The following is a 21,583-nucleotide window of genomic DNA, read 5'->3' as shown; positions in this document are numbered from 1 at the left end:
CGTCCCGCGCCGCGCGCCCCCGGCGGCACCCGGTGCTCCCACCGGTCTCCCGGGGGACATCCCCCCGGCGCGGGAGCCGAGATCCCGACCACAAGGTCACAAAGGAGTAACGATCCAAGACCAGGTAAAACCGCAGGTCAGAGGACGCGCGACGCGGCGAAGTCATCCCAGGATCCACCGGATATCCACCGGTTCGCCTCGCCAACGAGCGGGAAATGGGGCACGGTGGAGCACGACCAGATCGACGAACGGTCGGCGCGTGACGCCCAGATCTCGGCCCTCGCAGCGCCCCGCACGGGGCTGCCGGAGCGAGGGCCGCGGTGCGTCCGCCGCCGGTGCGACCACCCCTCGCGGGGCGGTCCGCGCGGGCCAGCCGACCACGACGCACCGCCCCGGTGCGCCCCCGCGAGGGGAGCGCCCGACCTCGTCCCCGAGGGCAGCGGCCGGAGCGTCATGACGTGACGAGGGTGGAGAAGTGACAGGACTGCGCGTCGAAGGCGTGTACAAGGTGTTCGGCCGTCGGCCGGGCGAGGCCGTCAAGCGGCTCAAGGACGGCGCGTCCCGCGAGGACGTGCGCCCGTGGGGCACCGCGGCGGTGATCGACGCGAGCCTCGAGATCGCCAGCGGCGAGACGTTCGTCGTCATGGGCCTCTCGGGCTCCGGGAAGTCGACCCTGATCCGGATGCTCAACGGGCTCTGGCGGCCGACCGCCGGGCGCGTGCTGCTCGGCGACGACGACCTGGGCGCGGTGAACGCCGCCCAGCTCCGCTCGATCCGCCAGCGCAAGGTGTCGATGGTGTTCCAGCACTTCGCGCTGCTGCCGCACCGCACGGTGCGCGACAACGCCGCGTACCCGCTGGCGCTGCAAGGCGTGCCGAAGGCCGAGCAGCGCGACAAGGCGCAGCAGGCCCTGGAGCTCGTCGGCCTGGGCCAGTGGGGCGACTCGCTCCCCCACGAGCTGTCCGGCGGCATGCGCCAGCGCGTCGGCCTGGCCCGCGCCCTGGCGGCCGACACCGACATCCTGCTGATGGACGAGGCGTTCAGCGCCCTGGACCCGCTGATCCGCCGCGAGATGCAGGACCAGCTCCTGGAGCTCCAGCAGACGCTCGGCAAGACGATCGTGTTCATCACGCACGACCTCAACGAGGCGATGTACCTCGGCGACCGGATCGCGGTCATGCGCGACGGCCGGATCGTGCAGGTCGGCACGTCCGAGCAGATCCTGTCGAACCCCGCCGACGACTACGTCGCCCAGTTCATCGCCGACGTCGACCGCACCCGCGTGCTCACCGCGTCCTCCGTGATGCGCCGCCCCGCGGCCGTCGCGTTCGCCGCCGGCGGTCCGCGCCTCGCGCTGCGCACCATGCGCGACGCCCAGGTCGCCGCCGCGTACGTCGTCGACCGCACCCGCGTGCTCAAGGGCATCATCCGGGACGCCGACGCCGTCGACGCGACCCGTGCCGGCAAGGACACCCTCGAGGGCCTCGTCGACACCAGCCTCACGTCGGTGTCCGTCGACACCCCGCTGGCCGAGGTGTTCGCGCCCGCCGCCGAGTCCCCGCTGCCCGTGCCGGTCACGGACGACAAGGGCCGGCTCGTCGGGGTGATCCCCCGCGCCATCCTGCTCGAGGCGATGGTCCCCCCGGAGACGAGCACGCCGCCGCACGGGACCCCCGCCGCCGAGGCGACGCCCGCCACCACGACCACCACGGAGGTGCTCGCGTGAACGCCGCCGCGATCCTCGCCCTGGACACCACGGACCAGGGTGTCCCCCGCCTCCCGCTCGGCGAGTGGGTCGACACCGCCATCAGCTGGGTGACGACCACGTTCCGCGCGGTGTTCGCCGCGATCAAGGGCGTCCTCGAGGGCGCCTACGACGGCCTGGACACCGTGCTCAGCGGTCCGCCGTTCTGGATCATCGCCGTCGTGCTCGCGCTGATCGCCCTGTTCGCGAAGGGCTGGAAGCTCGCCGTCGGCACGCTGGTCGGCCTGCTGGTCATCGCCGGCGTGAACCAGTGGGGCAACGCGATGGACACCCTCGCGCTGGTGATCCTCGCCAGCGCCGTCGCGCTCGTCGTGGCGATCCCGCTCGGCATCTGGGCCGCTCGCAACGACGGCGTGTCCCGGGTGCTGCGGCCGGTGCTCGACTTCATGCAGACGATGCCGGCGTTCGTGTACCTCATCCCGACCGTGGTGATCTTCCGCGTCGGCGTCGTCCCCGGCATCGTCGCGACGGTCATCTTCGCGATGGCCCCGGGCGTCCGGATGACGGAGCTGGGCCTGCGCCAGGTCGACCGCGAGGTCGTCGAGGCCGGGCACGCCTTCGGTTCGTCCGAGGGCCGCATCCTGCGCCAGATCCAGCTGCCGCTCGCGCTGCCGACCATCATGGCCGGCGTCAACCAGGTGATCATGCTCGCCCTGTCGATGGTCGTCATCTCCGGCATGGTCGGCGCCGGCGGCCTCGGCGGCGACGTCGTCCAGGCCCTGCAGCGCGTCAACGTGTCGCTCGGGTTCGAGGCCGGCCTGTCGGTCGTCATCCTCGCGATGTTCCTCGACCGCGTGACCTCCGCGCTCAGCACCCGGTCCCGGACGGCCCGCGCCGTCGCCGCGGCGACCGCTCCCTGACCCCGCGGGCCCCGGCGCCCGCAGCACCCCCACCGACCCCAACCCGGGCGCACGGCACGATGCCGCACGCCCACCGGAAGGACACGATGCGCACCCGCACCCGTCGTACCGCCCTCGCCGCCACCGCGCTGGGCCTGACCGCCGCGCTCGCCGCCTGCTCCTCGGGCTCCGGCAGCGCCGAGGCCGAGACCCTCGAGAACGGCGACCTCTCGACCGTCTCGATCGGCGTGCACTCCGGCTGGGACGAGGGCATCGCCGTGTCGGCGCTGTTCCAGGCCATGCTGGAGGAGGACGGCTACACCGTCGAGTCCCAGGAGGCCGACCCCGGCGTCGTCTACACCGGGCTGACCGGCGGCGACTTCGACGTCAACTTCGACATGTGGCTGCCGAACACGCACGCCGACTACCTCGACCAGTACGGCGACGACATGGAGCAGCTCGGCGTCTGGTACGACGACGCGAAGCTCACCGTCGCGGTGAACGAGGACGCCCCGATCACGTCGCTCGACGAGCTCGCCGAGAACGCCGACGCGTTCGGCAACCGGATCGTCGGCATCGAGTCCGGCGCCGGCCTGACCCGGATCACCCAGGACGAGGCCATCCCGACCTACGGCCTGGACGACATGGAGTTCGTCGTGTCCTCGACCCCGGCGATGCTCGCCGAGCTCAAGGGCGCCACCGAGGCCGGCGAGAACATCGCCGTCACGCTGTGGCGTCCGCACTGGGCCTACGACGAGTACCCCGTGCGCGACCTCGAGGACCCCGAGGGCGCGATGGGCGAGGCCGAGGAGATCCACACGGTCGGCCGCACCGGCTTCGCCGAGGACTACCCGACGCTGACCAAGCTCATCGAGGCGTTCACCCTCACCGACGAGCAGCTGTTCTCCCTCGAGAACCTCATGTTCAACGAGGAGGGCGGCTCCGACACCCTCGGCTCGGCCCAGACGTGGCTCGACGAGAACCCGGACTTCGTCACGGACCTCAAGGAGAAGGCCGGCGTCTGACGCCCCGGCGCTCCCCCGACGACGCCCCCGGCACCCACGCGGTGCCGGGGGCGTCGTCGTGCGCCGGTCAGCCCGCGGCGACCGCGCGGCGGAGGTCCGGCTCGAGGTAGATGACCCGGGCGATCGGGACCGCGGCGCGGACCCGCTGCTCCGCGGCGTCGATGGCGTCCGCGACGTCGGCGGCGCTCGCCGTCGCGGCGACCTCGATCTTCGCGGCGACCAGCAGCTCCTCGGGGCCGAGGTGCAGGGTGCGCAGGTGGATGACGGACGGCACGCCCGCCCCGACCAGGGCGGCGCGGATCGCGTCGACGTCCTTGCGGGTCGCGGACTCCCCGAGCAGCAGGCTCTTGGTCTCCACGGCCAGCACGATCGCGATCAGCACGAGCAGCACGCCGATCGCGGCGGACCCGATCGCGTCCCAGCGGCCGTCGTGCGTCACCAGGGTCATCGAGACGCCGAACAGCGCCAGCACCAGGCCGACCAGCGCGCCGAAGTCCTCCAGCAGCACGACGGGGAGCTCGGGGGCCTTCGCGGTGCGGATGTACGACACCCAGCCCTGCTTGCCGCGGGTGTGGTTCGCCTCGACGATCGCGGTGCGGAAGGAGAAGCCCTCCATGCCGATCGCGGCCAGCAGCACGACGATCGGCACCCAGTGCCAGGACTCGATCGGGTGCGGCTCGGCGAACTTGTGCCAGGCCTCGTACAGCGCGAACAGGCCACCGAGGCTGAACAGCACGATCGACACGATGAACGCGTACATGTACCGCTCGCGCCCGTAGCCGAACGGGTGCTCCTCGTCGGCCGCCCGCCGGGCCCGCCTGCCGCCGAGCAGCAGCAGCGCCTGGTTCCCGGAGTCCGCGACCGAGTGCACCGACTCGGCGAGCATCGAGCTGGACTGCGTGAGCAGGAAGGCGACGAACTTCGTCACCGCGATCCCCAGGTTCGCCGCCAGCGCGGCGATGATCGCCTTGTTCCCGCCTCCGTGTGCCATGCCCGTCCCTCCGCCGTGCCACCGCGCGTCGCGCGGGGGCCGGTGAGCGGCCCGAGCGGAGATGCTAGACCTGGCGGGCCTCGTCGGCGAGCAGCACGGGGATGCCGTCGCGCACCGGGTACGCGAGCGGCCGCTCGGCGTCGGTGGACACCAGCTCGGGCTGCCCGCCCGGGCCGACGCCGTCGACGAGCGTCGCGCCCGTCACGGGGCAGCGCAGCAGGTCCCGCACCCAGGGGGCGAGCCCGGTGGTGCCGGTGGTCGACGAGGTCATGATCAGCCCTGCTTCCGGACGAGCGCGAGCACGTCGTCGCGCACCTTCTCCATGATGTCCTCGTCCGCTGCCTCGACGTTCAGGCGCAGCAGCGGCTCGGTGTTCGACGCCCGCAGGTTGAACCACCACTGCGGCTGGGAGTCCCAGTGCGACACCGTGAGGCCGTCGAGCTCGTCGACGGCGACCGGGCCGGCGCCCTGCTGCTCGACGTAGGCCTCGACGACGCGGGCCCGCGCGGCGGGGACGTCGGTCACCGTGGAGTTGATCTCCCCGCTCGCGACGTACGGCTGGTACTGCTCGGCGAGCGCGGACAGCGGGTGCGGCTGGCCGCCGAGCGCCGCGAGGACGTGCAGCGCCGCGAGCATGCCGGTGTCCGCGAAGAAGAAGTCGCGGAAGTAGTAGTGCGCGGAGTGCTCGCCGCCGAACACGGCGTCGGACTCGGCCATCTGCGCCTTGATGAACGAGTGGCCCACGCGGGTCCGCACGGCCTTGGCGCCCGCGGCCGTGACGAGGTCCGGGACGACCATCGAGGTGATGAGGTTGTGGATCACGGTCGGGGTGCGGCCGGCGGCCTTCTCCCGCTCGATCTCGCGCAGGCCCACCAGCGCGGTGATCGCGGACGGGCTGACCGGGTCGCCGTTCTCGTCGATGACGAAGCAGCGGTCGGCGTCGCCGTCGAACGCGAGGCCGATGTCGGCGCCGTGCTCGACGACGGCCTTCTGCAGGTCGCGCAGGTTCTCCGGCTCGAGCGGGTTCGCCTCGTGGTTCGGGAACGTGCCGTCGAGCTCGAAGTACAGCGGGACGACGTCCAGCGGCAGCGCGGCCAGGCCGGCGCCGGTGCCGAGGACCGCCGGGGCGGTGAACCCGCCCATGCCGTTGCCCGCGTCGACGACGACCTTCAGCGGGCGGATGCCGGACAGGTCGACCAGGCCGCGCAGGAACTCGGCGTAGGCGACGAGCAGGTCCTGCTCGGTCACGGTGCCGGGCGTCACGCCCTCGGCCGTGACGACGCCGTCGCGCAGGTACTCGGCGGCGAGGTCGCGGACCCGCGAGAGGCCCGAGTCCTGGCCGACGGGGCGGGCCCCCGCGCGGCAGAGCTTGATGCCGTTGTACTGCGCCGGGTTGTGGCTGGCGGTGAACATCGCGCCGGGGATGTCGAGCGAGCCGGACGCGAAGTACAGGCCGTCGGTGGAGCACAGGCCGATCGTGACGACGTCGACCCCGCGGGTGGCCAGGCCGTCGGCGAACGCCGCGACGAGCTCCGGGCCGGACGGGCGCATGTCGTTCCCGATCACGACACGGGGTGCGGCGCCGTCGCGCACCTCGGGCAGCACCACGACGTCGGCGAACGCGGCGCCGATGGCCCGGGCCACCTCCGCGTTCAGCTGGTCCGGGAACGTGCCCCGGACGTCGTACGCCTTGATGAGGCCGGTCAGGTCGGGCAGCGCGGAGGACGTGTCGGTCACGCCCGTCACGGTATCCCATCGGACCTGCGCCGCCCCTGCCCGCTGCGGGTGACCGTGCCCGCGGCCGACCCGGGGCTCAGGCCCTGCTGGACCGCCGCACGACCTCGTCGCGGTCGAGCGGGGTGCCGTCACCGGCGATCGGGAACCACGCCCGGTGCTCGCACTCGTGGCAGGACACGAACGTGACGTCCGTGCCGTCGGCGAGCGCCAGGTGCAGGCGGGTCAGCCGGGGCGAGGCGCACACCTCGCACACCTCGGTGCCCGGCGCGTGCTGCTGGCCCGGGCTGCTGAGCGAGCCGAGCGGTGTCGCGTCCTGCTCGGCCCGGCGTCCCTTGCGCCGACCGCCCCCCGCGGTGGCCACGCCGGTCAGCCGTCCTCGCCGCGCAGCACCCGCAGGTGCCCGCGGCGACGGGTCTCGGTGTCGGCGAGCTGCGAGGCCGGCGGCAGGCCGTCCGGGACCGCCGCGGAGTGCCGCGACCGGTCCGGGGCGGGCCGGCCGGCCTCGCGCACGGCGTCGGCGAGCGCGAGCAGGTCGTCGTGGCTGGGACCGGACTCGACGAACTCCGGCGTCAGGCGGACGACCTCCCACCCGCGGGGGGCGGTCAGCCGCGACGCGTGCTCGGCGCACAGGTCGTAGGAGTGCGGCTCGGCGAGCGTCGCGAGCGGGCCGAGGACGGCGGTCTGGTCGGCGTACACGTACGTCAGGGTGGCCACCGCCGGTCGACCGCACGCGGTGCGGGAGCACTGGCGGACGGGTCTCACGGGGTAGACGGTACCCGTGCGGGCGCCCCCGCAGCGTGCGCGACCCGCGCCCCGTCCCGGATACAGTGCCGGGATGGCTCCACGTCGGTTCGTCCCCGCCCTGCCCGGCGACCGCGTGGTCGGCCCGGTCCGACGCCGGGACCGCCGCGGACGGGGCATCCGCGGCCCCCTGCTGCCGAGCTCCCTGCCCGCCCACCGCACCCGCGCCGAGCGGTTCGACGACCTGGTGCTGGACTCGGTCGAGCGGCTCGAGGCGCGGTGGGGCACCTACCTCGACGGCGTCGAGTTCGCCGTCGAGGACGTGCCGCCGTCGAACCCCGCGCCGTGGGAGTCCGGCGGTGTCCCGCTGGGCCGGTACTTCCCCGCGCAGCCCGGCCTGCCGCCGCGGATCGTGCTGTACCGCCGGCCGGTGGAGAGCCGGGTCGGCGACGCCGACGAGCTCGACGACCTGGTGCACGAGGTCGTCGTCGAGCAGGTCGCGCACCTGCTGGGCCGGTCCCCGGACGAGGTGGACCCCGAGCACGGCGACGGGCGATAGCCTGTCCGGGCCATGACGACGCCCTCCCCCGCACCCGCCCCGGACCCCGCGCCCGACGTCGCCGTCCCGGGCGGTGTCCGCGTCATCAGCATCGTGTTCCACCCGGGCGCGGAGCTCGCCGACTTCACCCGCTCCCTCGCGGCCGCGACGTCCGCGCCGGTCGAGCTGGTGCTGGTGGACAACGGTGCCGACGGTGCGGTCGCCGACCGGGTCGCGGCCGAGGCGGGCGGCCGGGTGCTGCGCACCGGGCAGAACCTCGGGTACGGCGGGGGCGCCAACGCCGGGGCCCGCGGGGCCGACCAGGACTGGCTGGTCGTCGCCAACCCGGACGTGGTCTGGGAGCCGGGCTCGCTGGACACGCTGCTGGCCGCCGCCCGACGGCACCCGACGGCGGGCGCACTCGGCCCGGCGCTGCTCAACGAGGACGGCTCCGTGTACCCGTCGGCGCGCGAGCTGCCGTCGCTGACCCAGGGCGTCGGGCACGCGCTGCTCGGCAGGGTCTGGCCCGGGAACCCGTGGACCCGCGCGTACCAGCGCCGCCAGGAGTCGGCCGGCACCGAGCGGGTGGCGGGCTGGCTGTCGGGGGCGTGCCTGCTGCTGCGCCGCGAGGCCTTCGAGGCCGTCGGCGGGTTCGACGAGGACTACTTCATGTTCTTCGAGGACGTCGACCTCGGGGAGCGCCTCACCCTGGCCGGGTGGGCGAACGTGTACGTGCCGTCGGCGCGCGTCGTGCACGTCGGCGGCGTGTCCTGGAAGGCGAAGCCCGCGCGGATGATCTCCGCGCACCACGCCTCCGCCGAGCGCTACCTGCACCGGCGCTACCACCGCTGGTACGAGTGGCCGGTCCGCGCGGCGATCAGCGTCGGGCTCAAGGTCCGCGAGCGCGTGGAGCTGCGCGCGGCGCGCTGAGCCGGTCGGGCGCGTCGCGGCACGCTGAGCCGCTCGGGCGCCCCCGCGGCGCGCTGAGCCGGTCGCGACTCAGCCGACGCCGAGCCGGCGACCCGCCCGGACCTCGGCCCCGGTGACCGCGTCGGTCTCGACCAGGGGCTGCAGCACCGACACCAGCCGGCCGTCCGGCCGTCCCACGGACGCGACCACGGCCCAGGCGACGTCGGCCTGCGGGTCGTCGCCGGTGAGGACCTCGACCCCGAGCACGCCGTCACCGAGGGACGCCACCGGGAACGCGACGGTCGACCCGACGCCCACCGGGACCTGCTCCTCGCCGACGAGCCCGTCGGCGCCGTAGCCGCGGACCGTCACGGTGACCGAGGGGCCCTGCGGCTCGGTGTCCTCGGTCGGGTCCGGTACCTGGCCCTGCGTGGGCTCGGGCGTCGGCGTCACCGACGGCTCCGGCGTGGGCGTGCGTCCGGTCGGGACCGCGCCGAGCGCGAGCGTCGCGGCGGTGCCCTGCGGCACGGCGGCCACCCCGCTGCCGCTCGGCGTGGCCGCCGCCCACGCGCGCTCGAGCCGGGGCTGCTCGTCGAGCTCACCGGGCGTCCCGGTCCGCGTGATCATGGCGCTCGCGACCACCGGGACGTCCGCCTCGACGACCGCGGTGTAGGTCCCCGCGGCCAGCCCGCCGAGCGAGACGTCGGTGACCTCGCCCGCGGCCAGGTCGACCGCCTCGGCGCCGGGCAGCGCCACGTCGCCGCCCGCGCCGAGCAGGCGCACCGACACCGTCCCGTCCGCGTCCGGGGCCATCAGGCGCAGGGCACCGGCGTCGACCGAGTCGACCCCGGACTCCGACACGGCGATCCCGGGCACCACCTGGGTGGTCGCCGGGGCGCTGCCGGCGGTGACGAGGTCGGTGCCCCGCGGGGTGAAGCCGTCCAGCAGCGAGTCCTGCAGGTAGGCGGTGACCTGGCCGCCCGCTGAGGCCACGTGCACGACCAGGCGCCGCTGCTCCGCCGCGACGCCCGGGAGGACCACGGTGCGCTGCTCCCCGGGAGCGACCAGCACGGACGCGCCGCCGGCGAGGTCGACGGGACCGGACGGGCCCCAGACCTCGACGGTCACGTCGGCGGCCGTCGCGCCCGGGTTGACGACGACGAGGTCCGCGGAGCTCTCGAGCGCGGTGCTGCCGCCCACGAGCCAGGCGTCGGAACCCGGCCGGGAGCACGACGCCGCGGACAACCCGCGCAGGTCGCCCTCGGTGACCACGGAGGCGCTGGCGCCCGCGACCGGGACGGGCAGGTCGTCGACCGGCTCGGCGCGCACGACGACCGGCGCCCCCGGCGCGCGGAGCACGCCCGCGCCGCCCGCGAGGTCCTGCGACGGCGCGGCGAGCGGCGTGAGCGACACGGTCCCCGACGTCGACGTGCTCGCCACGGTGACGGACTCCACGGGGTCCACGGGCACCCGCCGGAACGCGGAGTCGCCGGAGCCGGTCTCGTCCGGGAGCTGCAGCGGGCCCGGGCAGACGAGCGTGGTCGCGGTCGCCCCGACCTCGACGACGTCGGCGGGCACCCGGCCGGGCTCGTCGGCGGGGCGGGTGCCGGCGAGGGCCACCACGCCCCCGGTGAGACCGAGGACCAGCACGCCGGACAGGACCCGGGCCACGCGCCCGGCTGCCCGCCGCGCGTCGGTCCCGCGCTCCGCGCCCGTCGTCGTGCCGTCCGTGGTCATCGTCTTCCCGCCCGCCTGCGTCGTACCGGCAGCGCCAGCAGCAGCGCGAGCGCGCCGACCGCGACCTGCGCCACCGTCCACACCGTCCGGTCCGGTGCCCGGTGGGCGACGACCAGCCGGCCGCCGTCCGCCCCGACCTCGAACGTCTGCCGCCAGCCCTCGGTCACCGCGCGCAGCGGCCGGCCGTCGAGCGTCGCCCGCCAGCCGACGTCGGAGCGCTCCGCCAGGACCAGCAGCCGGCCGGGCTCGCCCGGCTCGATCGTCGTGTCGACGTGGTTGACCACGCCCGGCACCGCCGGCACCGCGCTCGCACCGGTCGAGGCGAGCCCCTCGGCGTCGGCTGCCGTCCCGGCGTCGGGGACGAGCCGCGCCCACGCCGTCACCGCGGCGGGCACGGCGCCCGGGGTCCCGGCGGACGCGTCGTCGGTCTCGCCGACGGCGCCGCCGGAGGGCTGCACGCGCCAGATGACGCCCGCGGCCACGTCGGTGATCCGCTCGAGCCCGGGTGTGGCGTCGAGCCGACCGACGAGCGCCGACCGCTGCTGCTGCCACGCGGTGTCGTCGACCTGGTCGGCGGTCAGCGGCGGGACCAGCACGTCGGCGACCGCCAGCGCCGCGAGGTCGGCCGCGACGTCGGTGCTGGATCCCACCGACAGCGTGCCGACGACGGCCTGCAGCTCGGCGGTCGCGTCGTCCGGGTCCGCGACCTCGGCCGCGTCGGGCGGCCCGGAGACCGTGGCGGTGCGGACCGCGGCGGCGTCCTCGAGCACCTGGGGCCCGTCGCCGCGGAGCAGCTGCCAGTCGAGCACGCCGTCGACCGTCGGCACGACGGCGAGCACCCGCGGCGCGTCCGCGGAGTCCTGGGTCTGCCGCCCGATGGCGGGGACCACGGCGCGCGACCGGGTGGTCAGGTCGCCGGCACCCGACCGCAGCTGGGTGGCCCATCCGCTCCACGTCGCCAGCGGCAGCGCGACGGCCAGCACGGTGACCACTGCGGCCGTCACCTGTCGCCAGCCGAACGACACCCGGTCGAGCCGCCCGCGCAGTCCGCGCGTCCCCGTCACGGCGGCCGTCAGCAGCCCGGCAGCGGCCAGCGACAGCCCGGTCCCGGCCCAGCCGACGACCACCGCGCCCTCGTCCTGCCCGACGGCGACCCGTCCGGCGAGGAGCGCCACCGCGACGCCGACGGCCCCGACCGCCCAGCCGAGCCGCACGGCCCGCGCCTGGGGTGCACCGCGGAGCAGGGCGAGCAGAGCCAGCAGCAGCACCGCCACGCCGGTGGCCGCCGGCCACCACGTCAGCACCGCGTCGGGCACCCCGCTCGGCAGCCAGGCGGGGACGAGCGCGTCGGCGTCGCCCGGGATCCCCAGCAGGGCGCCGACCGGGGTCGCGGGCCGGGACGCGAGCGGGGTGCCGGGGTCGGCGAGCAGCAGCCGGACGCCCGCCACGCCCCGCGACAGCGCCTCGGCGAGCGTCGGTCCGAGCAGCACGAGCGCCGGGGCCGCGGCGAGCACCACCCGCAGCCGGCGGCCGCGGGGGGCGCACGCGGCGACGAGCAGCAGCAGCACGACACCGGGCAGCAGCAGCGCGGGTGCACCGGCCGCGACGGCCGCGAACGCGAGCGACGCGGCGGCCGCGGCGGCGACCGAGCCGGTCGGGCGCGCGGGGGCAGCCGGGGCGGCGACGGGCTCGGGGTCGAGGTGGTCGGTCCGGCGCCGGGGTGGGGCTGGGGTCCGGTCGGGGTCGTCGGCGGGCCGGCCGGGGGTGGGCTCGCGGTCGGCGTCGGCAGCGCGGTCGGCGTCGGCGGTCGCCGCGTGCTCGGCGTCGTCAGCCGGTCGCGCCAGCTGCGCGGTCACGGAAGCGGGACGGCTCTGCTCCACCGCACGGGTGCCGCGCACGGGCGTGGCGTCGGTCGCCTCGTCGCGGACGGCGTCCGGTGCGCGGTCGTGCGCCGTCGTGCCGGGCGCAGCCGGGGCGTCCGGGGCGGCGTCGTCGCCCGTGCCCGAGGACCCCTCGTCCGCCACCGACAGGCTCGCCGGACGCGCACGCCGCCCGCGCCGGGTGGGCGCGGGCTCGCCGGCGCGGGCCCAGGCCTCCGGGTCGGGCCACTCCTGCGCGCCCGGGTCGGTGCGGTGCTCGCCGTCGGGGTGCACCGGCGCGGCGGTCGCGACGCCGGAGAGCACCGCGTCGACCTGGTGCGCCCCGACCGCGCGGGCCAGCGCGAGGACCAGCCAGGGCAGCGCGAGGTGGACCAGCACGGCCCCGACCCGGCCCTGCCCGACACCGAGCAGCAGGCTCGGCAGCGCGGCCCACACGACGGCGGCCCACATCCGCACCCCGACCGACCGGGTCGCGGCGCCGGCCGCGAACCAGGCGCCGAGCCCGGCGAGCAGCACCGAGCCGAGCAGCAGCACGGCGAGCGCCGCCTGGAGGCTGCCGCCGGCGAGCACGGTGCCGGGCAGCAGCGCGGTGAGCAGCGCGTCGGCGGGCGCGGCGGCGCCGAGCTCGCCGGACACCCAGCCCCCGGTCGCCGCGGTCCACACGTCGCCGACCCCGGACGCGGCGCGGACGAGCGCACCGCCGACGAGGTGCGCGCCGCCGAGCACGCCGAGCAGCTGGGGTCCGAGCGCCGCGGCCGTGACGACGACCAGCGCGACCACGACGGCGCCCAGCGCCACGCGGCGGCGCAGCGCGAGAGCGGCGAGCTCGCGGAGCTCGAGCTCGGAGGGTGCGCGGACGACGCGGCGCGCCTCCGCACGGGTCAGCCGCCGGTCCCGCCACTGCCGCCACACCGTGCGCAGGTCGGCCTGGAGCGGACGCAGGGTCCGGCGGGGCATCCGGCGGGTCCGCCGGGCGCGACCGCGGGCGCGCACGACGGCGGCGGGCCGCCCGAGCGCGCGCAGCGGCGCGACGACCTCGGCGGCGGCCAGGGCGGGCTCCTTGGTGGCGATCCGCACCAGCACCCGGACCAGCCCGGCGAGCACCGCCATCACCGCGACCAGCGGCAGCAGCGGCAGCGGCGCCCAGACGAGACGCGTGTGCAGCAGGGCGGTGCGTCGGGCGGCGTACGAGCGGCGGGGGTCGGCGCCGTCGGGCTCGCCGTCGGCGTCGAGGTCGACCACCGCGTCGACGCCCGCCTCCACGCCCGCGGTGCGCAGCCCGTGGTACGTCGCCTGGGCGTGCCGGACGACCGCCGCGGGCACGGCGAGCACGCGGTGACCGGCGAGCCTCGCGCGGCGGGACAGGTCGAGCCCGTCCCCGAACGGCCCGAGCACCGGGTCGGTGCCGCCGAGCTCGTCCCACACGTCGCGGCGTACGAGCGCCCCGACCAGTCCCACGCCGAGGACGTCCTCACGGCCGTCGTGCTGGCCCTGGTCGACCTCGCCGGGCTCGACGTCGGTCATCCGGCGCCCGGAGCGGGAGGTGCGGACGCCGACCTCGAGCAGCCGGGCCGGCGCGGTCCAGGTGCGCTGCTTCACGCCGGCGACGCCCACCGACGGGGCGGCCTGGACGGCGCGCACGAGCTCCGCGAGCGCGGTGGGCTCGGGCGCGGCGTCGTCGTGCAGCAGCCACAGCCAGCGCTGCGGGCCGCCGGGCAGCCCGTCCTCGCCGGCGGCCGCGGTGCGGACGGCGTCGCCGAAGGTCCGGGCCCCGGGGGCGCTCAGCAGTGTGGTCGCGCCCGCGGGGAGACCCGCGTCGCGGATCACCCCGGCGAGCGCGGGGTCGGGGCGGTCACCGACGTCGACGAGCAGCACCCGGGCGGGGGCGCGCGTCTGGCCGGCGAGCGCGCGCAGCGTCGTCGGCAGGAAGGGGGTCGCGCCACGTGCGACGACCACGACCGTGGCGGGGGCCGCGGTCGTGAGGGAGCCCGTGGCGGGCACGGGCACCGGGCCCGTCGCGGGCGTGCCGGAGTGCGAGGTGTCGGACATGCTCACGACATCATGCGCCCCGGCGGGCGCGGCTCAGACCACACGCCGCTTGAGCTTGCGGCGCTCTCGCTCGGACAGTCCGCCCCAGATGCCGAACCGCTCGTCGTTGGCCAGCGCGTACTCCAGGCACTCCGACCGGACGTCGCAGCCGGTGCAGACCTTCTTGGCCTCGCGGGTCGATCCGCCCTTCTCGGGGAAGAACGCCTCGGGGTCGGTCTGGGCGCACAGCGCGCGCTCCTGCCAGCCCATGATGCCGTCGTCCTCGGGGGTCCCGAACATCGGCAGCACGTCGGCCACCCCTGCCTCGGGCCGGGTCGTGCCGGCGTCGGACGGGAAGGGTCCCTCGTCGTCGAGCAGACTCCACATGTGTGCTTCCCCCCGTCGTGCTGCGAGATGATGGGCCGTGCGGCCACAGGCTCCCGATCACGTCCCAGGACCACCCGTTCCAGGGAATTACACGCGTGTCGTTCCGCGTAGTCAAGCGGAAGAGTGCTAGTGCGAGCAGTTCTGGGCGGTATGTCCGGTTCCTCATGGGCGCCCGCACCTAGGCTGGGCGCGTGACAGCCGCCAGCCCCCGTCCCGCCGCCTCCGTCGCCGATGTCCTGTCGGCCCTGCTCAGCGAGCCGGGTCGCCCCCGGCTCACCTGGTACGGCCCCGCCGGCGAGCGGATCGAGCTGTCCGGCGCGGTGCTCGACAACTGGGTGAGCAAGTCGACGAATCTCCTCGTCGAGGAGCTGGACGCCGGGCCCGGGACGCGCGTGCTGCTGGACCTCCCGCCGCACTGGCGCACGGTCGTGTGGGCGCTGGCCGCGTGGCGCACCGGGGCGACCGTCGCGGTGCTGGACGCCGACGACCAGGACGCGACCGCCGCCGACGTGGTCGTCACCGACCGCCCCGACGCCCTCGCGCTCCCCCGGCACGGCGTCGTCGCGGTGGCGCTGCCGGCGCTCGCCCGCGGGTTCGACGGGCCGCTGCCGGCGGGCGCCCTGGACGCCGCCCAGTCCGTGATGACCTACGGCGACGTGATCGGCTGGGTGCCCGCCGTCGAGCCCGCACGCGCCGCGCTCGACGTGGGCGCGACCGCGGTGCCGCACGCCGACCTCGTCGCGGCCGCCCTCGGCACGGCCCCCGTGGCCGCGGGCGACCGGGCGCTCCTGCCGGTCGGCGACGCCCGCACCGCGACGCCCGGCACGCTGCTCACCACGCTCGGCGTGCTCGCGGCGGGCGGGTCGGTCGTGCTGCTGCGCCCGGCGCCCGGCGACGCGCCCGACCGCGCCGACCGGATCGCCGCGACCGAGCGGGTCACGGCCCGGCTCTGAGCCACGGCAGCGCCCGCCCCGGCGGCTCTCACGGTCGGATCGCGGGTCGCACGGTCCCGTCCGGCTGGACCAGGCCGACCCAGACCTCGCTCCACGTGGTGTCCACGGTGCGCGGGACGCCGGTCAGCGTCCGGCCCAGGGTCGTCGACGCCGTCCCCCCGACCGAGATCGTCGGCGGCGTCGTCCACGGGTAGTCGGTCGCGTCGAAGCTGAGCGCCGCCACCGGCTCCCCGCCCCACGCGGCGCGGATCGCCGCCAGGTCCGCCGCGGTGGGCGGCTCGAGCACCTCGACCACCTCGACGTCGCAGACCACCCGCAGGGTCGCCAGGTACCGGAAGGGGCTCGAGTGGGTCCACACCACCCGGTCGACACCGAGGTCGTCCAGCGCGTCGCAGACCGCGTGCGCCTGCGTCGCCCGCCCGGACAGCTCGACCACGTCCGCGCCGGGGCGCCACGTCGTCAGGGGGAAGGCGACCACGGCCAGCGCCAGCACCGCGGCGGCGGCACGGCGCGCACCCGGGGACGCCCCCCGCGCTCCCCCGGACGCCCCGCGCGCCACCACCGCTCCGCGCCCCCCGACCGACGCGCGCGGCCCCGCGAGCGCCGCCAGCGCGCACGCCGCCGCGATCAGCAGCCCCGGGAACGTCGCGGGCAGCAGCCGGCGCACCGCCCAGATCTGGTCCGGGGTGATGCTCACCCGCAGCAGCGGGAAGACCGCCGCCACGCCGACCACCGCCACCAGCAGGGTCGCCGCGGGGTCGCGGCGCGCCACGCCGCGTCGGGCCAGCACGGCGAGCCCCACGACGCCGAGCACCACCGCCGGGACGCCGAGGTACCAGGCGACCCAGGTGAGCGTCTGCTCGTCGTACGACCGCGCGGGGTCGAGCGGCTGCCCGGCAGCGGCCTGCAGCACCTGCACCGCGTAGCCGTACCCGGACGCCGGGTCCGTGAACCGGCCCTGCCACCACAGCGGCCGCGACGCGACCCCCGCGGCCACGACGAGCACGAGCGCGGCGGCGCCGGACCCCAGCGCGCGGCGGTGCGCGTGCACGGCCCGCCGCGGGCCCTGCCACCACCGCCCCGGCACGACGAGCGCCAGCACGGCCAGCACGAGCAGCGTCCCCGTGGCGGTCAGCAGCGCCGTGAGCTGGGTCTGGTGCACGCGCACGTACTCGGGGCTGAGGCGCAGGACGTCGACCATCCCGAGGGCGACCAGCGCCGCGCCCGTGCCGGTCGCCGCGAGGGCCGCCCGCGTGGCTGCGCGCCGGTCGGCGGCGCCGAGCGGGCCGAGCGCCACCAGCAGGTAGCCCAGGGCCAGGCCCACCACGGCGACGGCCCCGTCGATCCGCGCGGTGCCCACGGCGCCGACCAGCGCGCCGACCAGCACGTGCGGCCCGACCCGGGCGGCCCCCGCCGACGTCGGCACGAGCCGGGCCGACGTCGGCACGACCCCGAGCGCGCGCGGCCCGCCGTGCCAGGCCCCGTGCGCCACCGCCAGGGCGCCGCACAGCAGGGCGACGGTCAGCGGCTCCGTGTACGCGGCGCGGGTGAACGTGAGGAACGGCAGGCTCAGGCCCAGCGCGACCGTCGGGACCAGCGCCCACCACGGCCCGGCGAACCGGCGGGCGGCCGCGAACACCGCGAGCAGGGCGACCACCCCGATCAGCAGGTTGCCCGCCAGCACCGCGCGCTCGCCGCCGACCCAGCCCTGCACCGCCAGCAACGAGGGCAGCATCGTGTTGCCCTGCGCGTAGAGCTGCCCGTCGTGCAGCCAGAACGCCTCGGTGCCCGCGGAGGCGGCGGGGACCGCGGCGTCCACGGCGGCCGCACCGCCGACCGGGACCAGCGCCGAGGGGTGGTCGGTGAGCCACAGCCCCCGCAGCGTCAGGAACCCGGGGTCGCGGTTCACCACGACGTACTGCGCGACCGAGGCGAGCCCGAGGCCCCACCACGCGGCGCACAGGACCAGCACCACCACGGTGGCGCCGACGTGACCGCGCGTCGCCCGCGGCGGGCGGGGCACCCACCGCCAGGTCACCGCCGCGAGCGCCACGGCGAGCGGGAGCACGACGACCGGGCGCAGCTGTCCGACGAGCACCGCGAGCACCCCGGCCACGCCCAGGCAGCCCAGCAGCACCGGCGCCCGGTCGGGGACGGCCAGGAGCGCGCGCGGCAGCAGGCGCGGGCGACGCTCCCGGTTCACGGCCGACGGGGCGTCGACGGCAGCGACAGCACGGCGGTCTCGCGCGGGTACGGCAGCGACGGCACCCAGCCGCGGTAGCGCTCGACGACCAGCCCCGAGGTCGCGACCGCGGCGGCGTACCGGGGTCGCTGGCTGTCGTCGAGGAGCAGCAGACCGCCCGGCGCCAGCCGCCGGGCGGCCACCTCGACGCAGGCGGCGCGCGCCCGGCCGTCGACGACGACCAGGTCCACCTCGCCGGCCACCCGCTCCGCGGCGCGGACGTACGCGGCGTAGTCCAGCCCCTCCTCGCCCCGCTTGCCCGAGGGCACGACCGGGTCGGGCGACCGGTCCGGCTGCACCTCCAGGACCTCCAGCCGGTCGGCGACCCCGGCGTCGCGCGCCAGCTCGCGCACGAGCGCGGCGAAGCCGACGTGGTGCTCCACGCTCGTCACGTGCGCGGCGCGCCGGGCCAGCCAGACCGAGGACGCACCCGATCCGTACTCCAGGACGCGCGCCGTGCCGCCGAGCGCGGCGAGGTGCGCGGCCACCCGGTCGGTCGCGCCGTACGTCCACCAGGGGACGTCCAGCGCCACCAGGTCGGCGGCGTCGTGGATCGCGAACAGCGAGCGCAGCTGTGCCGCCACCCCCCGCGGCCGGGCCGCGCGACGCGCGTCGAGGGCGTCGAGCGCGCCGGTCGTCCGGGCGACCCGCCGGGCCGACCGCCAGAACCCCACGTAGGTGCTGCGGGCGAGCGAGGCGGGTCCGGGCACGGCGCGTCCTTCCGGGGAGGGTGCAGGGGTCGCGGTGCGACGCAGGCGAGCGTAGCGGCCACGACCCGCCGGGCCTCGGGCGCCGCTCAGGCGCCGGGGCGGCCGTCGTACTGCAGGTGCTTGATCCGCTCCAGCTGCTCCTCGAGCAGGACCCGGTTGGTGCGCAGCAGGTCCGACAGGACGCCGAGGGCGCCCGACAGCAGGCACGCCACGGCCATGATCGCCCCGAAGATCAGCGACTGGACGTTGCCCGCCTCGCCGTTCACCAGCCACAGCGCGAGGAACCGGACCATCGGCACCAGCGCCAGGACCCCGAACACCACCGCGAGCGTCGCGAACACGACGTACGGCTTGAACATGAGGTACGAGCGGACGATCGCCGACGCCGACCGGGCCATGTGGTGGAACACGCTGCGGAACAGCCGCGACTCCCGGGTCTTCGGGTGGGTGACCACGGGGATGCTGACGATCCGGAGCCGCTTGTGCCCGGCCTGGATGATCGTCTCCATCGCGTAGGAGAAGTCGGTGACCACGTTGATCCGCAGCAGGGCGGCGCGCGAGTACGCGCGGAAGCCGCTGGCCGCGTCGGGCAGCCGCGTGTCGGCGGCACCGTTCACGACGGCGCTGCCGAACCGCTGCATCCGCTTCTTGAACCAGGAGAACTCGGCGATCGTCGCCGTCTGGCGGTCGGCGATCACCACGTCGGCGACGCCCTCGAGGATCGGGCGCACGAGGTCGCCGATCCGGTCCTGCGGGTACTGGTCGTCGCCGTCGGTGTTCACGACCACGTCGGCGCCGTGCGCGAGCGCCCAGTCGACGCCGTCCCGGAACGAGCGCGCCAGCCCCATCGTGCGCGCGTGCCGCACGACGGTCGCGCCGTGGGCCCGCGCCACCTCGGCGGTCCGGTCGGTGGACCCGTCGTCCACGACCACGACGGCGATCTCGTCGACCCCGTCGATGTGCGTGGGCACCGACGACAGCACGGCCGCCAGGGTCTGCTCCTCGTCGAGGCAGGGCACCTGCACGACGACCTTCATGCTCTGCTCACGCCTGTCCCACGCCCGCCCGTGCCGTCCGTATCCCGAGGTCGTCGGTAGCCTAGCCACCGGACCGGGGTGCGCCGCCGCCGCGCCGGTGACCGACGACGAACCGGAGACCACATGGCACGCGCACTCATCACGGGCATCACCGGCCAGGACGGCCTGTACCTCGCCGAGCTGCTGCTCGCGAAGGGGTACGAGGTCTACGGGCTGGTGCGCGGGCAGAACAACCCGAAGATCGCCCTGGTGCGCGAGGCCGTGCCGGACGTGCACGTGCTGACCGGCGACCTCACGGACACGCCCAGCCTGATGGCGGCGCTGGCGACGTCCCGGCCCGACGAGGTCTACAACCTCGGCGCGATCTCGTACGTGGCGTACTCGTGGCAGAACGCCCGGATCACGACCGACGTCACCGCGGCGGGCGTGCTGAACGTGCTCGAGGCGGTGCGCCTGCACGCCGGGGACGACCCCGGCCGGGTGCGGTTCTACCAGGCGTCCTCCTCGGAGATGTTCGGCAAGGTCCAGGAGGTCCCGCAGCGCGAGACCACGCTGCTGTGGCCGCGGTCGCCGTACGGCGTCGCGAAGGTGTTCGGCCACTACATGACGATCAACTACCGCGAGTCCTACGGGATGCACGCGTCGTCGGGGATCCTGTTCAACCACGAGTCGCCGCGCCGCGGGCCCGAGTTCGTCACGCGCAAGGTGTCCCAGGCGGTCGCGCGGATCTCGCTGGGCCTGCAGGACGAGCTCGTGCTGGGGAACCTCGAGGCGCGCCGCGACTGGGGCTTCGCCGGCGACTACGTCGAGGCGATGTGGCGGATGCTGCAGCAGGACGAGCCGGACGACTACGTGGTCGCGACGGGGCAGACGCACTCGATCCGCGACCTGCTGGACGCGGCGTTCGGGCACGTCGGCATCGACGACTGGTCCGGCCTGGTCCGCACGGACGCCGAGTTCGTCCGCCCGGCGGAGGTGGACCTGCTCGTCGGCGACGCGTCCAAGGCGCACGAGCGGCTCGGCTGGCGGCCGACGGTCGACTTCCCCGCGCTCGTCGCGATGATGGTGGAGCACGACCTCGCGGAGCAGCGCGGGCGGGTGGCGTGACCGTCGCGCTGGTGACCGGCGCGACCGGGCAGGACGGGTCGTACCTGGTCGAGCGCCTGCTCGCGGAGGGCGTGGTGGTGCACGGCACCGTCCGCCCCGGGGACGAGGTGCCCGTCGGCGTCGGCTGGACCCCCCACGCGGTGGACCTGGCCGACCGGGACGGGCTGCGCGCGCTGGTGCTGCGGCTCGCCCCGGACGAGGTGTACAACCTCGGCGGCATCAGCTCGGTCGCGCGGTCCTGGGCGGAGCCGGAGGCGACCGCCGAGCTGTCCGGGCTGGCGCCGCTCGCGCTGCTCGACGCCGCGCTGGCGGTGCAGGACGCGTCGGGCCGGGCGGTGCGGGTCGTGCAGGCGTCCTCCGCCGAGATCTTCGGGCACCCCGACCGGGTCCCGCAGGACGAGTCGACGCCGGTGGCCCCCCGGAACCCCTACGGCGCGGCGAAGGCGTTCGCGCACCACCTCGCCGCGGTCTACCGCGAGCGCGGGCTGCACGTCGCGTCGTGCGTGCTGTTCAACCACGAGTCGCCGCGGCGGCCGGAGACGTTCGTGACCCGCAAGATCACGCGCGGCGCCGCCCGGATCGCGCGGGGGCTGGACGACCGCCTGGTCCTGGGCAACCTCGCCGCGCGCCGGGACTGGGGCTGGGCGCCGGACTACGTGGACGCGATGGTCCGTGCCGCCCGGCACGACGGCGCCGGCGACTGGGTGGTCGCGACCGGGCGGGCGCACGCGGTCGAGGACTTCGTGCGTGCCGCGTTCGCGCGCGCGGGGATCGACGACTGGGAGCGGTACGTCCACGTCGACACCGGGCTGCTGCGTCCGGGCGACGCGCCGGAGCTCGTCGGCGACCCCGGTCGCGCCGAGCGGGAGCTCGGCTGGACCCGCACGCACGACTTCGAGGCGCTGGTCGGCGCGATGGTCGACCACGACCTGGCGGTCGCGGGCGGGGCCGCCTGAC

19 protein-coding genes are annotated in these 21,583 nt (G+C 76.2%); 8 read left to right on the top strand and 11 right to left on the bottom strand.

From position 1 onward, the window contains the following. Positions 1-475: 475 nt before the first annotated feature. From ACFVXN_RS02525 to ACFVXN_RS02515, 3 genes are all read left to right on the top strand, one after another. The gene (locus ACFVXN_RS02525) at positions 476-1,726 is read left to right on the top strand and encodes a glycine betaine/L-proline ABC transporter ATP-binding protein (protein ID WP_389226745.1); all 1,251 of its coding nucleotides are present in this window, start codon (positions 476-478) and stop codon (positions 1,724-1,726) included. Further along, positions 1,723-2,625 carry an ABC transporter permease gene (locus ACFVXN_RS02520; RefSeq protein WP_389226742.1) on the top strand — a complete coding sequence of 301 codons (903 nt, stop codon included), beginning with the start codon at positions 1,723-1,725 and terminating at the stop codon, positions 2,623-2,625. Before ACFVXN_RS02525 ends, ACFVXN_RS02520 begins: the two co-directional genes overlap by 4 nt. 86 nt (positions 2,626-2,711) lie before the next feature. After that, positions 2,712-3,629 carry a glycine betaine ABC transporter substrate-binding protein gene (locus tag ACFVXN_RS02515; protein ID WP_389226739.1) on the top strand — a complete coding sequence of 306 codons (918 nt, stop codon included), beginning with the start codon at positions 2,712-2,714 and terminating at the stop codon, positions 3,627-3,629. Positions 3,630-3,696: 67 nt separating this feature from the next. On the opposite strand, the gene ACFVXN_RS02510 is transcribed toward ACFVXN_RS02515, so the two are convergent. From ACFVXN_RS02510 to ACFVXN_RS02490, 5 genes are all read right to left on the bottom strand, one after another. Beyond that, on the bottom strand, positions 3,697-4,620 hold the full coding sequence (locus ACFVXN_RS02510) for a cation diffusion facilitator family transporter (protein ID WP_389226736.1): 924 nt from the start codon (positions 4,618-4,620) through the stop codon (positions 3,697-3,699). A gap of 64 nt (positions 4,621-4,684) precedes the next feature. Further along, the gene (locus tag ACFVXN_RS02505; protein ID WP_389226733.1) at positions 4,685-4,891 is read right to left on the bottom strand and encodes a Trm112 family protein; all 207 of its coding nucleotides are present in this window, start codon (positions 4,889-4,891) and stop codon (positions 4,685-4,687) included. 2 nt (positions 4,892-4,893) lie between these two features. Continuing rightward, positions 4,894-6,366, bottom strand: a complete 1,473-nt coding sequence (locus ACFVXN_RS02500) for a phosphomannomutase/phosphoglucomutase (RefSeq protein WP_389226730.1) — start codon at positions 6,364-6,366, stop codon at positions 4,894-4,896. A 67-nt stretch (positions 6,367-6,433) separates the two neighbouring features. After that, a complete protein-coding gene (locus ACFVXN_RS02495) occupies positions 6,434-6,718 on the bottom strand; it encodes a hypothetical protein (protein ID WP_389226727.1) in 285 nt (94 codons plus the stop codon). Positions 6,719-6,723: 5 nt separating this feature from the next. Further along, entirely contained in the window at positions 6,724-7,119 is a 396-nt protein-coding gene (locus ACFVXN_RS02490; RefSeq protein ID WP_389226724.1) for a DUF3499 domain-containing protein, read from the bottom strand. 73 nt (positions 7,120-7,192) lie between these two features. On the opposite strand from ACFVXN_RS02490, the gene ACFVXN_RS02485 reads away from it, so the two are divergent. Further along, complete coding sequence (locus ACFVXN_RS02485) at positions 7,193-7,657, top strand: metallopeptidase family protein (protein WP_389226721.1); 465 nt, start codon at positions 7,193-7,195, stop codon at positions 7,655-7,657. A 12-nt stretch (positions 7,658-7,669) separates the two neighbouring features. Continuing rightward, positions 7,670-8,566 carry a glycosyltransferase family 2 protein gene (locus ACFVXN_RS02480; RefSeq protein ID WP_389226718.1) on the top strand — a complete coding sequence of 299 codons (897 nt, stop codon included), beginning with the start codon at positions 7,670-7,672 and terminating at the stop codon, positions 8,564-8,566. Between the two features lie 69 nt (positions 8,567-8,635). Here the strand turns inward: ACFVXN_RS02480 and ACFVXN_RS02475 are convergent, their stop codons facing one another. The 3 genes from ACFVXN_RS02475 to ACFVXN_RS02465 are packed head-to-tail and all read right to left on the bottom strand — an operon-like array spanning position 8,636 to position 14,490. Further along, the gene (locus ACFVXN_RS02475) at positions 8,636-10,282 is read right to left on the bottom strand and encodes a DUF5719 family protein (RefSeq protein ID WP_389226715.1); all 1,647 of its coding nucleotides are present in this window, start codon (positions 10,280-10,282) and stop codon (positions 8,636-8,638) included. After that, the gene (locus ACFVXN_RS02470; protein ID WP_389226712.1) at positions 10,279-14,211 is read right to left on the bottom strand and encodes a glycosyltransferase family 2 protein; all 3,933 of its coding nucleotides are present in this window, start codon (positions 14,209-14,211) and stop codon (positions 10,279-10,281) included. The genes ACFVXN_RS02475 and ACFVXN_RS02470 overlap by 4 nt, the downstream gene beginning before the upstream one ends. A 33-nt stretch (positions 14,212-14,244) precedes the next feature. Beyond that, a complete protein-coding gene (locus tag ACFVXN_RS02465; protein ID WP_389227836.1) occupies positions 14,245-14,490 on the bottom strand; it encodes a WhiB family transcriptional regulator in 246 nt (81 codons plus the stop codon). A 278-nt stretch (positions 14,491-14,768) separates the two neighbouring features. On the opposite strand from ACFVXN_RS02465, the gene ACFVXN_RS02460 reads away from it, so the two are divergent. Beyond that, positions 14,769-15,530, top strand: coding sequence for a TIGR03089 family protein (locus ACFVXN_RS02460; protein ID WP_389226709.1), 762 nt, complete (start codon positions 14,769-14,771; stop codon positions 15,528-15,530). Positions 15,531-15,558: 28 nt separating this feature from the next. Here ACFVXN_RS02460 and ACFVXN_RS02455 read toward each other — a convergent pair whose 3' ends face one another. The 3 genes from ACFVXN_RS02455 to ACFVXN_RS02445 form a co-directional block, all read right to left on the bottom strand. Then, a complete protein-coding gene (locus ACFVXN_RS02455) occupies positions 15,559-17,733 on the bottom strand; it encodes a hypothetical protein (protein WP_389226706.1) in 2,175 nt (724 codons plus the stop codon). Beyond that, entirely contained in the window at positions 17,730-18,482 is a 753-nt protein-coding gene (locus tag ACFVXN_RS02450; RefSeq protein ID WP_389226703.1) for a class I SAM-dependent methyltransferase, read from the bottom strand. The genes ACFVXN_RS02455 and ACFVXN_RS02450 overlap by 4 nt, the downstream gene beginning before the upstream one ends. Positions 18,483-18,568: 86 nt before the next feature. Continuing rightward, positions 18,569-19,519, bottom strand: a complete 951-nt coding sequence (locus ACFVXN_RS02445; RefSeq protein ID WP_389226700.1) for a glycosyltransferase family 2 protein — start codon at positions 19,517-19,519, stop codon at positions 18,569-18,571. Between the two features lie 123 nt (positions 19,520-19,642). Here ACFVXN_RS02445 and ACFVXN_RS02440 point away from each other — a divergent pair, with 123 nt between their 5' ends. Together ACFVXN_RS02440 and ACFVXN_RS02435 are read left to right on the top strand one after the other, a co-directional pair. Further along, complete coding sequence (locus ACFVXN_RS02440) at positions 19,643-20,626, top strand: GDP-mannose 4,6-dehydratase (RefSeq protein WP_389226697.1); 984 nt, start codon at positions 19,643-19,645, stop codon at positions 20,624-20,626. Positions 20,627-20,637: 11 nt separating this feature from the next. Further along, on the top strand, positions 20,638-21,582 hold the full coding sequence (locus tag ACFVXN_RS02435) for a GDP-mannose 4,6-dehydratase (RefSeq protein ID WP_389226694.1): 945 nt from the start codon (positions 20,638-20,640) through the stop codon (positions 21,580-21,582). Position 21,583: the final 1 nt, after the last annotated feature.

The organism is Cellulomonas sp. NPDC058312, from assembly GCF_042880135.1.
Classification (GTDB): Bacteria; Actinomycetota; Actinomycetes; order Actinomycetales; family Cellulomonadaceae; genus Cellulomonas.
Note: the sequence above shows the minus strand (reverse complement) of the source record. Positions and strands in the feature narration are given on the sequence as shown.